Origin of the sequence: Serratia sp. BNK-4 (assembly GCF_048685115.1) — a bacterium.
Classification (GTDB): Bacteria; Pseudomonadota; Gammaproteobacteria; order Enterobacterales; family Enterobacteriaceae; genus Serratia; species Serratia bockelmannii.
In genome coordinates, this window is sequence record NZ_JBLQTM010000001.1 from 2,435,195 (window position 1) to 2,448,316 (window position 13,122).

Consider the following 13,122-nt stretch of genomic DNA (forward strand, 5'->3'; position numbering starts at 1 on the left):
TCCCTCGCACCGGGCGGTAGAAGCGATCTGTCAGCAAAAGTTGACAGAACTCTGATTTATTGCCGTGGTTGCTGATTTTAAACGCAAGCGGATAACAGCATCGGCGTCATTTTAGCCTACAAACAGAGAGTTATCACAACCAGAATTAATTTTGCAGAGATTTATCACGCAATCACAGGGGGATCGACTGTCGTCAAGTCTCGATTACGTCCGGCGTCGGTGCCGTTGAGAAAACGGCGCTCCTGGGAGCGCCGTCGCGGGGTTATTTGGCCTTGCCGTCGCTCTTTTTCAGCGTGTCTTTCAACTGGCCGATCAGCTGGCTGCGGAAATCGCCAAGCTTCGGTTTTTCCCCTTCCAGCCACGGCAGCGGGCGACACAGCTCCATCGCCTTGATGCCCAACCGCGCGGTCAACAACCCCGCGCCGATGCCCTGCGCCGCGCGCGCCGATAGCCGCGCCGCCAGATCCTGCGACATCCAGTCCATGCCCACTTCACGCACCAGTTCAGAGGCGCCGGCGAAGGCGATGTTGAGCAGCACCAGGCGGAACAGACGAATGCGGCTGAAGTAACCCAGTTCGATGCCGTACAGCGCCGCGATGCGGTTAATCAAACGGATGTTGCGCCAGGCGATAAACGCCATGTCCACCAGCGCCAACGGGCTGACGGCAATCATCAGCGTCGATTCGGCGGCGGAGCGGCTGATTTCGCGCCGCGCCTGGTTGTCGAGCACTGGCTGTACCAGCTTGGCGTACAGCTCCACCACTTCACGGTCATTTTGGGTTTCATGCAGCGAGGCCTGCCAGCGCTGCAACGCCGGATGCCCCTGATCCAGCCCGGCCTGACGCGCCAGCTTCTCGCAGAATTCGCGCCCTTGCCCCAGCCCGTGGCTGTGCAACAGCTCGCGCGCCACGTCGCGCTCTTCTGCGCGCTGGCGCAGCCGATACAAACGCCGCCATTCGGTGACCACCGAACCGACGCCGGCGAACACGATCAGGCCGCCGGCCACGCCGCCGCCCATGGCGATCCAGTCCTGTTGCACCCAAGCGGTATGCACCCACTGCACGCCCTGCGCCACCACGCTGACGCCGAACAGCGCCAGCCCGGCAGTGACCATTTTGCGCCACAGGCTGCGTTTAGGTTTCAGCGCGGCGTTGATGATGCCTTCGGCGCGCCCTTCTTCCTCTTCCTGCTGCAGTTCCGGCGCCGCCGGGAAAAAGCTTTCTGCCTGTTCGGCATCGAAAGCGACGCCGGCGCGCAACGCCGGCTCCTGCGGCGGCTGCAGCGGCTCGTCAAAATCGATACGCGGTTTGATCGGCTCGCTCATCGCAATTTGTCTCCCAATAAAAACTCCATCACCGCATCCAGACGGATGTGCGGTAACGGGCTGTCCACGCTCATGGCGCGCGGACGAAACTCATCGAAGTGGAACCCCTGGTTCTGCCAGAACGCCGGTCCCGGCAGGCGGGCGGGCACTTCGCCGGGGAACACCGTCAGCGGCGCGCCGTCGCTCAGGCGGTTGCCCTTCAATGCCGGAATGCGTTGCCCCTGGTGATCGACGATGCCGCTCTCGGTCGCCTGCACCGAGGCCAGGCCGACGCAATCCATGCTAATGCCCTCGAACGCCGCGTTCTGCCACGCCTCTTGCACCAGCTGCTGCAGCAATGACACCAGATTGGCGTGCTGATCGGCGGTGATATGGTCCGCCTTGGTGGCGGCGAACATCAGTTTGTCGATGGTCGGCGAGAACAAGCGGCGAAACAGCGTGCGCTTGCCGTAATGGAAGCTCTGCATCAGTTGGGTCAGCGCCAGGCGCATGTCGTTGAACGCCTGCGGGCCGCTGTTGAGCGGCTGCAGGCAGTCAACCAGCACGATTTGCCGATCGAAACGAACGAAGTGTTCTTTGTAGAAGTTTTTGACGATCGACTGGCAGTAATAGTTGAAGCGAGCGCGCAACATGCCGATGTTGGTGTGTTTGTCGGCCTGCGCCAGCTTCGATTCGCCGATCGCGGCCACGTCGGGCCACGGGAAAAACTGCAGCGCCGGCGCGCCGGCCATGTCGCCCGGCAGCACGAAACGCCCCGGCTGAATGAAGTGCAGCCCTTCGCTTTTGCAGCGCAACAGATAATCGGTGTAGGCCTGGGCGATCGCCGCCAGCCGGTTTTCGTCGGCCGGGGCCAGCGGATCGCAGGCCTTGCACAGTTCAAGCCAGGGCTTGGCCCATTCGGCGCGTTCGCCCTGCAGCAGCCCGGTCATCTGGCGCGACCAGGCCAGGTAATCCTGTTCGAGCATCGGCAGATCCAGCAACCATTCGCCCGGATAATCGACGATCTCCAGGTACAGCGTGGAGGTGTCTTTGAAGTGCCGCAGCAGCGAATCGTTGGAGCGGTAACGCAGCGCCAGCCGGATTTCGCTGACGCCGCGCGTCGGCGTCGGCCAGGCCGGCGGCGTGCCGTACAGCTGCGCCAGCCCTTCGTCATAGGTGAAACGCTGGATGCCGAGATCGCGTTGCGGGATGCGTTTGACGCCCAGCAGGCGCTCTTCGCGCACCGGTGAAAACAGCGGCATGCGCGCGCCGCTGTGCACATGCAGCAGTTGGTTGACGAAGGCGGTGATAAAGGCGGTTTTGCCGCTGCGGCTCAGGCCGGTCACTGCCAGGCGCAGATGGCGATCCATTCCGCGGTTGACCAGCGAGGTTAACTCATTTTGCAGTCGTTTCATTGCTCTCCTTGACGTAACGCCCGAATGCCTTGTTCAGGCCTTTACGGAACAGCGGTTCCAGCACCAGCGCCAGCACGACGCGCACCGGTTTACGGCCGACGGTTTTCAGCAGCCAGCCGGCGGCGCCCGCCGGGCCATAGTTCAATAACGCTATGATGATGACTTTAGCCAATGTCTTCAACATTGCCGCCGCTCCTCGTTTAAATCCACCCGTTCTGGCGGTGTTTGCAACATCGATTTTATTCATGACAATGCCCTCCGGCACAAGAGATTAAGGTTACATTCAACGGGATAACGGCGGCGAAGATGCCCGGCCTGCGCAGGCCGGGTATCGCAAGAAGGGTTACAGCTTGCGGAAACGGCTCTGTACGCCGAAGGTATCGGACGTCACGTAGCGCTCGACCTGACGCAGCTGCTGCTCGCCGCTGCCCAACTCATACTCCAGCTGATCGAGCAGCTGGCGCGGCGTCTTCTGATGCTCGCCTTCGAAACGGCTGGCCGGCGCTTCATCCAACACGAACACCAGCGCGATATAGGCCACCAGCGTGAAGAAGAACAGCCCGAAGAACAGCGACAGCACCACCATCACGCGGATCAGTCGCACCGGTACGTCGAAATAGTGCGCCAAACCGGCGCAGACGCCTTTCACCATGCCTTCTTCGGGAACGCGATAAAGCTTTTTACTGCCCAGCGTCGTGCTCATCAGGACTGTCTCCAGTTCGGGTGTTCCGCATCGAGGATCTCTTCCAGCGCCTGAATGCGTTCACGCATGCGTTTGGCATCTTCCGCCAGCTGCGCCAGGCGCTGCATTTCTTGCTGACTCAGCTGTATGCCGGTCTGTTGCCGATTGCTGTAATGCAGCCAAAGCCAAATCGGCGCGACAAACAGCACGAAAATTGTCAGCGGAATGGCAAGTAATAAAGCACTCATTGTTGTTCCTTCTTATCGGATCCTGGATAGGCGGCCACCTCCGGCGTGTGGCCGCGGCTCGCCTTACTCGGAGCGGTTCATTTTGGCTTTCAGCGCCGCCAGCTGCTCACTGATGGCGTCGTCGGCTTTCAGCTCGGCAAACTCCTGGTCCAGCGACTTCTTTTTACCAATGCTGATGCTTTCCGCTTCGGCTTCCATATGGTCGATGCGACGTTCGAACTGTTCGAAACGCGCCATCGCCTCATCCAGCTTGCCGCTGTCGAGCTGGCGGCGCACGTCACGAGAAGAAGATGCGGCCTGATGACGCAGCGCCAACGCCTGCTGCCGCGCACGGGTTTCGGTCAGCTTGTTTTCCAGCTCGCCGATTTCGCTCTTCATGCGCGCCAGCGTTTCTTCTACGGTCGCCACTTCCTGCGTCAGCGTAGCGATCAGATCGGCCACTTTTTGTTTTTCGATCAGCGCCGCACGGGCCAAGTCTTCTTTATCTTTGCGCAGCGCCAGTTCGGCTTTTTCCTGCCAGTCACTGACCTGGTTTTCACCCTGCTCGATGCGACGCAGCAGCTGCTTTTTCTCCGCCAGCGCACGCGCCGACGTAGAGCGAACTTCAACCAGCGTGTCTTCCATCTCTTGGATCATCAACCGCACCAGCTTCTGCGGATCTTCCGCCTTGTCCAGCAGGGTGTTGATGTTGGCGTTCACGATGTCGGCAAAACGAGAAAAAATACCCATAATTCACTTCCTCTTGGTTCTGATGGCGTCTGAAGCGCCGCGTTAAGTCGTACAGCTTGCCCAAAGAGACAATCAAAACCCGTGCCAACTTTTATTTCATTGAAAAACAACAACTCTTTATTTTTGACTCTCTGCGCGCTTGCTGTAGAGTGATTATTTTCACCAAACATTGGCGAATTTCATCATGAACGAACAGCCAGAGAATTTGTTGGGCGAAGCAAACGCCTTTGTCGAAGTCTTGGAGCAAGTCTCCCAGGTGGCAAAGCTGAACAAGCCGGTGCTGGTGATCGGCGAACGCGGCACCGGCAAGGAGTTGATCGCCCACCGTCTGCACTACCTCTCCAACCGTTGGCAAGGGCCGTTCATCTCGCTTAACTGCGCGGCGCTGAATGAAAACCTGCTGGATTCCGAACTGTTCGGCCACGAGGCCGGCGCGTTTACCGGCGCCCAAAAGCGCCATCTGGGCCGCTTCGAACGCGCCGACGGCGGTACGCTGTTCCTCGATGAGCTGGCGACCGCACCGATGCTGGTGCAGGAGAAATTGCTGCGGGTGATCGAATACGGCCAGCTGGAACGCGTGGGCGGCAGCCAGCCGCTGCGGGTGGATGTGCGCCTGGTGTGCGCCACCAACGACGATCTGCCGGCGCTGGCGGCGGCGGGCAAATTCCGCGCCGATCTGCTAGATCGGCTGGCGTTCGACGTGGTGCAACTGCCGCCACTGCGCCAACGGCGGCCCGATATCATGCTGTTGGCCGAGCATTTCGCCATTCAAATGTGCCGCGAGCTGGCGCTGCCGCTGTTTCCCGGCTTTACCGAACGTGCCAGGCAAACGTTGCTCGAGTATGGCTGGCCGGGCAACGTGCGCGAACTGAAAAACGTGGTGGAGCGTTCAGTCTATCGTCACGGCGACAGCGACAGCCCGCTGGATGAGATCGTCATCAACCCGTTTGCGCCACGCGAGGCCACGCCGGTCGCGCCCATTCCTGAAGACGCCGGCGCGTTACCGCCGCTGCCGTTGGATTTGAAACTCTGGCAGCTTGAGCAGGAGAAGGCATTGATCGAAGCGGCGCTGCAGCAGGGGCGGTTCAATCAGCGCAAGGCGGCGCAGCTGCTGGGGCTCACCTATCATCAGCTGCGCGGTATGCTGAAAAAGCATGCGCTGCTGCAAAACGGCGAAGCGGACGAGGAATAACAGGCAAAAAAAAAGCCAGCACCCGAGCTGGCTTAAAAAACACTGGAAGCAATGTGAGCAATGTCGTGCCTTCCACATCAGAGCCGCAAACTGTGGCCTTCCGTGAACTGCCAGGCGATGATAATAGTTATCAGTATCGTCTGTAAAGCACTTTGTTGAGAATTTTTCTCATCTCCACACGAAGATTGCGCAATTACCACTCAGGGAACGGGTCTGCCATGTCCAGCCAATAGTCCACGCCGGCGGCCATTTCATCGTCGCTCAACAGGCAGTCGTCCAGCAGACGCACGATCGTCGCCTGCTGTAAATGCTGGCCGATAAACACCAGCTCCTGGCGCATGTCGCCGAACGGTTCCACCCATTTCTCCTGAATATGCGCCCGCGTTTCGGGATCCTGTGGCCAGTTGTCTTGCGGGATGGCGCGCCAAAAGGTGCCCGCGAGGCCATAATGGGCGATGCCGCCCGCCTGGCTCCACTGCCCGGCCTGCCGCGGCCGCGTCGCCAGCCAGAAGAAGCCCTTCGACCGCAGCAGCTTGCCGCCTCCCCAGTCGCCGTTGATCACGCGGTAGAACTTGTCCGGCGCAAACGGCCGCCGCGCCTGATAGACAAAGCTACTGATGCCGTAGCTTTCCGTTTCCGGCACGTGTTCGCCGCGCAGCTCTTTCAGCCAGCCGGGTGCCTGCTGAGCCTTTTCAAAGCTGAAGCTGCCGGTATTCAGCACTACCTCCAGCGGCAGTTTGCCCGGCGCGATCGGCACAATGCGGGCGTCGGGGTTCAGGCTGGCCAGCAGCGCCATCACTTCGCCCTGCTGGGTTGGCGTCAATAGATCGGTTTTGCTGACCAGGATCACGTCGCAGAATTCGATCTGCTCAATCAACAGGTCCGCCACGCTGCGCAGATCGTCCTCGCCCAGGCTTTGACCGGCCTCCTGCAGGCTTTGCGCCTGCTGATATTGCTGGATGAAATTTACCCCGTCGACCACCGTCACCAGGGTATCCAGCCGGGCGAACTGCGACAGGCTTTCCCCTTCTTCATCCTCGAAAGTAAAGGTTTCCGCCACCGGCAGCGGTTCGGAGATGCCGCTCGATTCGATCAGCAGATAATCGAAGCGCCCGTCCTGCGCCAGCTCGCGCACCGACACCAGCAGGTCTTCGCGCAGCGTACAGCAGATGCAGCCGTTGCTCATCTCCACCAGCTTTTCCTGCTGGCGATCGAGGTGCACTTCATTCTCCACCAGCGCGGCGTCGATATTCACCTCGCTCATGTCGTTGACGATCACCGCCACGCGCATGCCATGCCGGTTGTTCAGGATGTGGTTCAGCACCGTGGTCTTGCCGGCGCCGAGAAAGCCGGAAAGCACGGTCACGGGAAGTTGTTTCATGAGAGCCTCACTAAAATTCATTGCGTAATGCCTGGTAACCGCGCACCAGCTCGACGTTGGTGGCGGCCACTTCTTCCGAAAACTGCAGCGCGCCGCGGTCGACCTGGCGATAGCGCGACAGGTCGCTGTCCGGCCCCACGCGCTCGGTCGAGGGGATATAGCGGTTTTCCGGCAGCGTCACGCCATCCACCACCGCGTTATAACGCACCACGCAGCCGGACTGGATGTGGCAGTTGAACAGCACGCTGTTGAAACCGATAAACACCCGATCGTCGATGCGACACGGGCCGTGAACGATGGCGCGGTGGGCGATCGAGCTGTAACGGCCAATGGTGACCGCCGCCCCGCTCTTGGAATGGATCACCACACCGTCCTGAATATTGGAGTGCGAGCCGATGACGATAGGTTCCATGTCGCCGGCGGCGTTCAACTCGTCGGCGCGAATTACCGCATACGGCCCGACGTAGACGAAATCTTCGACGATCACCCGGCCGCAAATAATGGCGGTGGGATCGATGTAGGCCAGCGGCGAGACCTGCGGCAGATGGCCGCTGGGATTTTTACGCAGCATGGTGTTCTCCCCGCCAGCTCAGCTCCGCCACCGCATTGTGGGCATGCAGGCTCTCCTGATGCTCGACGCGCAGCGAAAAAGCGCGGTAGTCGCACTGGCTGCGCAGCATGCCATACAGACGGCGCGCCGCGTCCTCGCAAAACATCAGGTTCTGACCGTTGGCTAATGCGAAGGCCTGCTCGTCGCGGCGTTTCACCAGCGTTTGTACCGGCGTGCCCAGCGCGTGTTCGATGCGGTCAATCAGTTTCACCGGTTCGAACGCCCGTTCATTCTCGGGCGTCACGGTGATCCAGGCCCAGCTGCGTTGGCTGTGGGGCGTGGCCGGCATACCTTGCTCCAGCAGCCACTCGCTCACCTGGCGTTGGCTGACCCGCTCCGCCGCCTGTTCAAAATCAAACTGAAACTGTTGCTGCGCCAACTGACGGCTGAGCGCCGCCGAACTCGGGCAGGTAGAGGAGTAAGGCACGCCGACGGTCAGCGCCAGCGTCAGCGTGCCTGCCAGGGTGGCCTCGATGCGCAGCGGGTAAGCCTTCCAGCCACGCTGTGGCGACAGCAGCGCCGGACGTGACAGCAACAGCTCGCCGCCGATCGACAAGCTGGCGCGATCGCTGTGTTCTGGCTGCGAATCCAGAAAGGCCTGCAGCGTCCGGCCGATGCGCTGCGGCGTCAGCTCGCCCTGCGTCAATTCGTCCAGCGCCAGATACAGCCGCGACATGTGAATACCGCGTTCGCCCGCCGCTTCGGCGCGCAGGTTGATGCCGGCGTCGACCTTCGCCATCAATGGCTTGCCAGCCAGTTCCAGCGGCAGCGCGATCCCTTGCATCCCGACCCAATCGAGCCCGACATCACTCATTTCGCCGCGCCATGCCTGAGCGTCCGGCAGCGAACGGCGTGGTGGAAGTGCAACTTCGTTCATACATCCCCTTGCGTTATTGTGACTTTGCCGGGGAACGGTAACACGGTTTTGTTATATTATAACATAACATGAAAAACTTTTTTCTTGCCGCTGAACGGCCTGATTAATCAAGTCGCAGAAAACTCAGCGATTTTGTTCAATGGATTGGGCTGCTGGTCAGAGTACGATACACTAACGCTATTGCTGATTAACCCATGAGCCTCTATGCGTGGTTTACCCTTTTGGATACTGTCGTTGTGCCTGACGGGCTCTGCCCTGGCCGCGACAACACCGCCCGTGCCCAGCGCGGCGCCGCTGCCGGACATTCGCCAGAGCGGCTTTGTTTATTGCGTCAGCGGCATACTGAATACCTTCAACCCGCAAATGGCCAGCAGCGGCCTGACGGTGGATACCCTGGCCGCCCAGCTGTACGATCGCCTGCTGGACGTCGACCCGTACACCTACCGGCTGATCCCCGAACTGGCGCAAAGCTGGGAGGTGCTGGACAACGGCGCCACCTACCGCTTCCATCTGCGCAAGGACGTACCGTTCCAGACCACCGCCTGGTTTACGCCCACCCGCAAGATGAACGCCGACGACGTGGTGTTCAGCTTCGCGCGCGTATTTGACCAAAAACACCCGTATCACGACGTCAACGGTGGCGAATACCCCTATTTCGACAGCCTGCAGTTCGGCGATTCGGTGCAGAGCGTGAGAAAGCTCGACGACTACACGGTGGAGATTCGCCTGCAGTCACCGGACGCCTCGTTCCTGTGGCACCTGGCGACCCACTACGCGCCGGTGCTGTCCGCCGAATACGCCGACACGCTGACGCGCCAAGGCCATCAGGAGCTGATCGACCGCGAGCCGGTCGGCAGCGGCCCGTTCCTGCTCAACGAATACCGCTCGGGGCAATATATTCGCCTGGCGCGCAACGCCGCCTACTGGAAAGGCCTGCCGCGCATGCCGCAGGTGGTGATCGATCTGGGCGCCGGCGGCACCGGCCGCCTCTCCAAGCTGCTGACCGGCGAGTGCGACGTACTGGCTTATCCGGCGGCCAGCCAGCTGTCGATCCTGCGCGACGATCCGCGCCTGCGCCTGACGCTGCGCCCTGGGATGAACATCGCCTATCTGGCGTTCAACACCCGCAAACCGCCGCTCGACAACCTCAATGTGCGCCAGGCGATTTCGCTGGCGATCAACAACCAACGATTGATGCAGTCGATCTATTACGGCACGGCGGAAACCGCCGCCTCAATCTTGCCGCGCGCCTCCTGGGCCTATGACAACGACGCGCACGTCACCGAGTACGATCCGGCCAAATCGCGCGAGATGCTGCGGCAGGCCGGCGTCGGCCAGCTGAACCTGAAGCTGTGGGTGCCGACCGCCTCGCAGTCTTACAACCCGAGCCCGCTGAAAACCGCCGAGCTGATCCAGGCCGATCTCGGCCAGGTGGGCATCAACGTCACCATCGTGCCGGTAGAAGGCCGTTTCCAAGAGGCGCGCCTGATGGAAATGAACCACGATCTGACCCTGACCGGCTGGGCCACCGACAGCAACGACCCGGACAGCTTCTTCCGGCCGCTGCTGAGCTGCGCGGCAATCCGTTCGCAAACCAACTATGCTCACTGGTGTGACCCAGGCTTCGACGAGGTGCTGCAGAACGCGCTGTTGTCGCAGCAGCTGTCTCAGCGCATCGACAACTACCGCAAGGCGCAGAAAATCCTCGAGCAGCAACTGCCGGTGCTGCCGCTGGCCTCTTCTTTGCGTCTGCAGGCCTACCGCTACGACATCAAGGGATTGGTGTTGAGCCCGTTCGGCAACGCCTCGTTCGCCGGGGTGTACCGTGAATCCGCGCCGGAGGTGAACAAGTGATTATCTTTACCCTGCGCCGCATTCTGCTGCTGCTGATCACGCTGTTCTTCCTGACGCTGGTCAGCTTCAGCCTGAGCTATTTCACGCCGCGCGCGCCGCTGAACGGCGCCGCCCTGCTGGACGCCTATCAGTTCTACTTCGTCAGCCTGCTCCATTGGGACTTCGGCGTCTCCAGCATCAACGGCCAGGCGATCAGCGAACAGCTGCGCGAAGTATTCCCGGCCACCATGGAACTGTGCCTGCTGGCGTTCGCCCTGGCGCTGTTTATCGGCATTCCGCTGGGCATCATCGCCGGCGTGCTGCGCGGCAAGTGGCAGGACACCGCCATCAGCACCTTCGCGCTGCTGGGCTTTTCAATGCCGGTGTTCTGGCTGGCGCTGCTGCTGATGCTGTTCTTCTCGCTGCATCTCGGCTGGCTGCCGGTTTCCGGCCGTTTCGATCTGCTGTATCAGGTGAAGCCTATCACCGGTTTCGCGCTGATCGACGCCTGGCTGTCGGACTCGCCGTATCGCGCCGAGATGATCGGCAGCGCCCTGCGCCACATGATCCTGCCGATCGCCGCGCTGGCGGTGGCGCCCACCACCGAAGTGGTGCGGCTGATGCGCATCAGCACCGACGACGTGCTGAGCCAAAACTACATCAAGGCCGCCGCCACCCGCGGCCTGTCGCGCTTCACCATCATTCGTCGCCACGTGTTGCACAACGCGCTGCCGCCGATCGTGCCCAAACTGGGGCTGCAGTTCTCCACCATGCTCACGCTGGCGATGATCACCGAAGTGGTGTTCAGTTGGCCAGGCCTCGGCCGGTGGCTGATCAACGCAATTCGCCAGCAGGACTATGCGGCAATTTCCGCCGGCGTCATGGTGGTCGGCACGCTGGTGATCACCATTAACGTTCTGGCCGACATTCTGGGTGCGGCAACCAACCCGCTGAAACATAAGGAATGGTATGCCCTTCGATAACGTATACCGCGAGAAAAAGATGCCGAGCCCGCTGCGCTACACCTGGCGGATTTTCTATGGCGACGCGCTGGCGATGATCGGTTTTTACGGGGTGATCGCCCTGCTGCTACTGTCGCTGTTCGGCAGCCTGCTGGCGCCCTACGCGCTGGATCAGCAGTTCCTTGGTTATCAGCTGCTGCCGCCGTCGTGGTCGCGCTATGGCAACGTGTCGTTTTTCCTCGGCACCGACGATCTCGGGCGCGACATCCTCAGCCGCCTGTTGACCGGCACCGCCGCCACCTTCGGCTCCGCGCTGGCGGTGACGCTGGCCGCGGCGTTCTGCGGGGTGATCCTCGGCGTGTTCGCCGGCGTCACCCACGGGCTGCGCTCGGCGGTGCTCAACCACATCCTCGATACCCTGCTGTCGATTCCCTCGCTGCTGCTGGCGATCGTGGTGGTGGCGTTTATCGGCCCCAAACTTGAACACGCCATGCTGGCGGTGTGGCTCGCCTTGTTGCCGCGCATGGTGCGCACCATCTACAGCGCGGTGCACGACGAACTGGAGAAAGAGTACGTGGTGGCGGCCCGGCTTGACGGCGCTTCCACGCTGCAGATCTTGTGGTACGCGGTCATGCCGAACATCGCGGCGGTGTTGGTGACCGAATTCACCCGCGCGCTGTCGATGGCCATTTTGGATATCGCCGCACTCGGCTTCCTCGATCTCGGCGCGCAGCTGCCTTCGCCGGAATGGGGAGCGATGCTCGGCGATTCGCTCGAGCTGGTGTACGTTGCGCCCTGGACGGTGATGCTGCCCGGCGCGGCCATCCTCGTCAGCGTGCTGCTGGTTAACCTGTTAGGCGACGGTATGCGCCGCGCAATCAATGCCGGGGTGGAATAATGCCGTTACTCGATATCCGCAATCTGACGATTGAATTTATGACCGCCGAAGGGCCGGTCAAGGCGGTCGATCGCGTCAGCATGACGCTGACCGAGGGCGAGGTGCGCGGCCTGGTGGGTGAATCGGGCTCCGGCAAGAGCCTGATCGCCAAGGCCATCTGCGGCGTGACCAAAGACAACTGGCGCGTCACCGCCGATCGCTTTCGCTTCGACGACATCGACCTGCTGCAGCTAAGTCCGCGCGAGCGGCGCAGGCTGGTGGGCCACAACGTCTCGATGATCTTCCAGGAGCCGCAGTCCTGTCTCGATCCTTCCGAAAGCATCGGCCGCCAGCTGGCGCAGGCCATACCGGGCTGGACCTACAAGGGCCGCTGGTGGCAACGCTTCAACTGGCGCAAACGCCGCGCCATCGAACTGCTGCACCGCGTCGGCATCAAGGATCACGACGACATCATGGGCAGCTTCCCGTACGAGCTGACCGAGGGCGAGTGCCAGAAAGTGATGATCGCCATCGCGCTGGCCAACCAGCCGCGCCTGCTGATCGCCGATGAGCCGACCAACGCCATGGAGCCGACCACCCAGGCGCAGATTTTCCGCCTGTTGGCGCGTCTCAATCAGAACAACAACACCACCATTCTGCTGATCAGTCACGACCTGCAGATGATGAGCAAGTGGGCCGACCGGGTGAACGTCTTGTACTGCGGGCAAACGGTGGAGAGCGCCCAGTGCGAAGAGCTGCTGGCGGCGCCGCACCACCCTTATACCCAGGCGCTGATCCGCGCCATGCCGGACTTCGGCCGCTCGCTGCCGCACAAAAGCCGGTTGAACACGCTACCGGGCGCCATTCCTTCGCTGGAACACCTGCCGATCGGCTGCCGCCTGGGGCCACGCTGCCCTTACGCGCAGAAGAAGTGCATCGAAACGCCGCGCCTGCGCCCGGTCAAAAACCACTTCTTCGCCTGCCACTTCCCGCTGAACATGGAGGAGCAATAA

Annotated in this window: 14 protein-coding genes; 5 read left to right on the forward strand and 9 right to left on the reverse strand. The window is 61.3% G+C overall.

All coding sequences use genetic code 11. The features are described 5' to 3' along the window. Positions 1-262: 262 nt before the first annotated feature. The 6 genes from ACMGGW_RS11735 to pspA form a co-directional block, all read right to left on the reverse strand. Positions 263-1,324 carry a YcjF family protein gene (locus tag ACMGGW_RS11735; RefSeq protein ID WP_004930545.1) on the reverse strand — a complete coding sequence of 354 codons (1,062 nt, stop codon included), beginning with the start codon at positions 1,322-1,324 and terminating at the stop codon, positions 263-265. Beyond that, positions 1,321-2,718 (reverse strand): YcjX family protein, encoded by a 1,398-nt coding sequence (locus tag ACMGGW_RS11740; RefSeq protein ID WP_025302998.1) that lies wholly within the window; start codon positions 2,716-2,718, stop codon positions 1,321-1,323. Before ACMGGW_RS11740 ends, ACMGGW_RS11735 begins: the two co-directional genes overlap by 4 nt. Beyond that, positions 2,699-2,965: a phage shock protein PspD gene (gene pspD, locus ACMGGW_RS11745; protein ID WP_025302999.1), complete on the reverse strand. Its 267-nt coding sequence runs from the start codon at positions 2,963-2,965 to the stop codon at positions 2,699-2,701. The genes ACMGGW_RS11740 and pspD overlap by 20 nt, the downstream gene beginning before the upstream one ends. A gap of 96 nt (positions 2,966-3,061) precedes the next feature. Next, positions 3,062-3,421, reverse strand: coding sequence for an envelope stress response membrane protein PspC (gene pspC / locus ACMGGW_RS11750; RefSeq protein WP_004930552.1), 360 nt, complete (start codon positions 3,419-3,421; stop codon positions 3,062-3,064). Then, a complete protein-coding gene (pspB, locus tag ACMGGW_RS11755; RefSeq protein ID WP_004930553.1) occupies positions 3,421-3,648 on the reverse strand; it encodes an envelope stress response membrane protein PspB in 228 nt (75 codons plus the stop codon). The genes pspC and pspB overlap by 1 nt, the downstream gene beginning before the upstream one ends. A gap of 63 nt (positions 3,649-3,711) precedes the next feature. Beyond that, complete coding sequence (gene pspA / locus ACMGGW_RS11760; RefSeq protein ID WP_025303000.1) at positions 3,712-4,377, reverse strand: phage shock protein PspA; 666 nt, start codon at positions 4,375-4,377, stop codon at positions 3,712-3,714. A gap of 184 nt (positions 4,378-4,561) precedes the next feature. Between pspA and pspF the strand changes: the two genes are divergently transcribed. Beyond that, positions 4,562-5,569: a phage shock protein operon transcriptional activator gene (pspF, locus tag ACMGGW_RS11765; protein WP_025303001.1), complete on the forward strand. Its 1,008-nt coding sequence runs from the start codon at positions 4,562-4,564 to the stop codon at positions 5,567-5,569. 193 nt (positions 5,570-5,762) lie between these two features. Here the strand turns inward: pspF and zigA are convergent, their stop codons facing one another. Genes zigA through folE2 form a run of 3 tightly spaced genes read right to left on the reverse strand, consistent with a single transcriptional unit; the run spans position 5,763 to position 8,437 of the window. Continuing rightward, positions 5,763-6,950, reverse strand: a complete 1,188-nt coding sequence (zigA, locus tag ACMGGW_RS11770; protein WP_197832012.1) for a zinc metallochaperone GTPase ZigA — start codon at positions 6,948-6,950, stop codon at positions 5,763-5,765. 10 nt (positions 6,951-6,960) lie between these two features. Then, positions 6,961-7,521: a carbonate dehydratase gene (locus tag ACMGGW_RS11775; RefSeq protein ID WP_025303003.1), complete on the reverse strand. Its 561-nt coding sequence runs from the start codon at positions 7,519-7,521 to the stop codon at positions 6,961-6,963. Next, positions 7,511-8,437 carry a GTP cyclohydrolase FolE2 gene (gene folE2, locus ACMGGW_RS11780; protein ID WP_025303004.1) on the reverse strand — a complete coding sequence of 309 codons (927 nt, stop codon included), beginning with the start codon at positions 8,435-8,437 and terminating at the stop codon, positions 7,511-7,513. The genes ACMGGW_RS11775 and folE2 overlap by 11 nt, the downstream gene beginning before the upstream one ends. Before the next feature lie 204 nt (positions 8,438-8,641). Here folE2 and sapA point away from each other — a divergent pair, with 204 nt between their 5' ends. Genes sapA through sapD form a run of 4 tightly spaced genes read left to right on the forward strand, consistent with a single transcriptional unit; the run spans position 8,642 to position 13,122 of the window. Then, on the forward strand, positions 8,642-10,291 hold the full coding sequence (gene sapA / locus ACMGGW_RS11785) for an ABC transporter substrate-binding protein SapA (protein ID WP_025303005.1): 1,650 nt from the start codon (positions 8,642-8,644) through the stop codon (positions 10,289-10,291). Then, positions 10,288-11,253, forward strand: coding sequence for a putrescine export ABC transporter permease SapB (gene sapB / locus ACMGGW_RS11790; protein WP_004930575.1), 966 nt, complete (start codon positions 10,288-10,290; stop codon positions 11,251-11,253). The genes sapA and sapB overlap by 4 nt, the downstream gene beginning before the upstream one ends. Then, complete coding sequence (sapC, locus tag ACMGGW_RS11795; protein WP_004930580.1) at positions 11,240-12,130, forward strand: putrescine export ABC transporter permease SapC; 891 nt, start codon at positions 11,240-11,242, stop codon at positions 12,128-12,130. Before sapB ends, sapC begins: the two co-directional genes overlap by 14 nt. Continuing rightward, entirely contained in the window at positions 12,130-13,122 is a 993-nt protein-coding gene (gene sapD / locus ACMGGW_RS11800; protein WP_019452674.1) for a putrescine export ABC transporter ATP-binding protein SapD, read from the forward strand. The genes sapC and sapD overlap by 1 nt, the downstream gene beginning before the upstream one ends.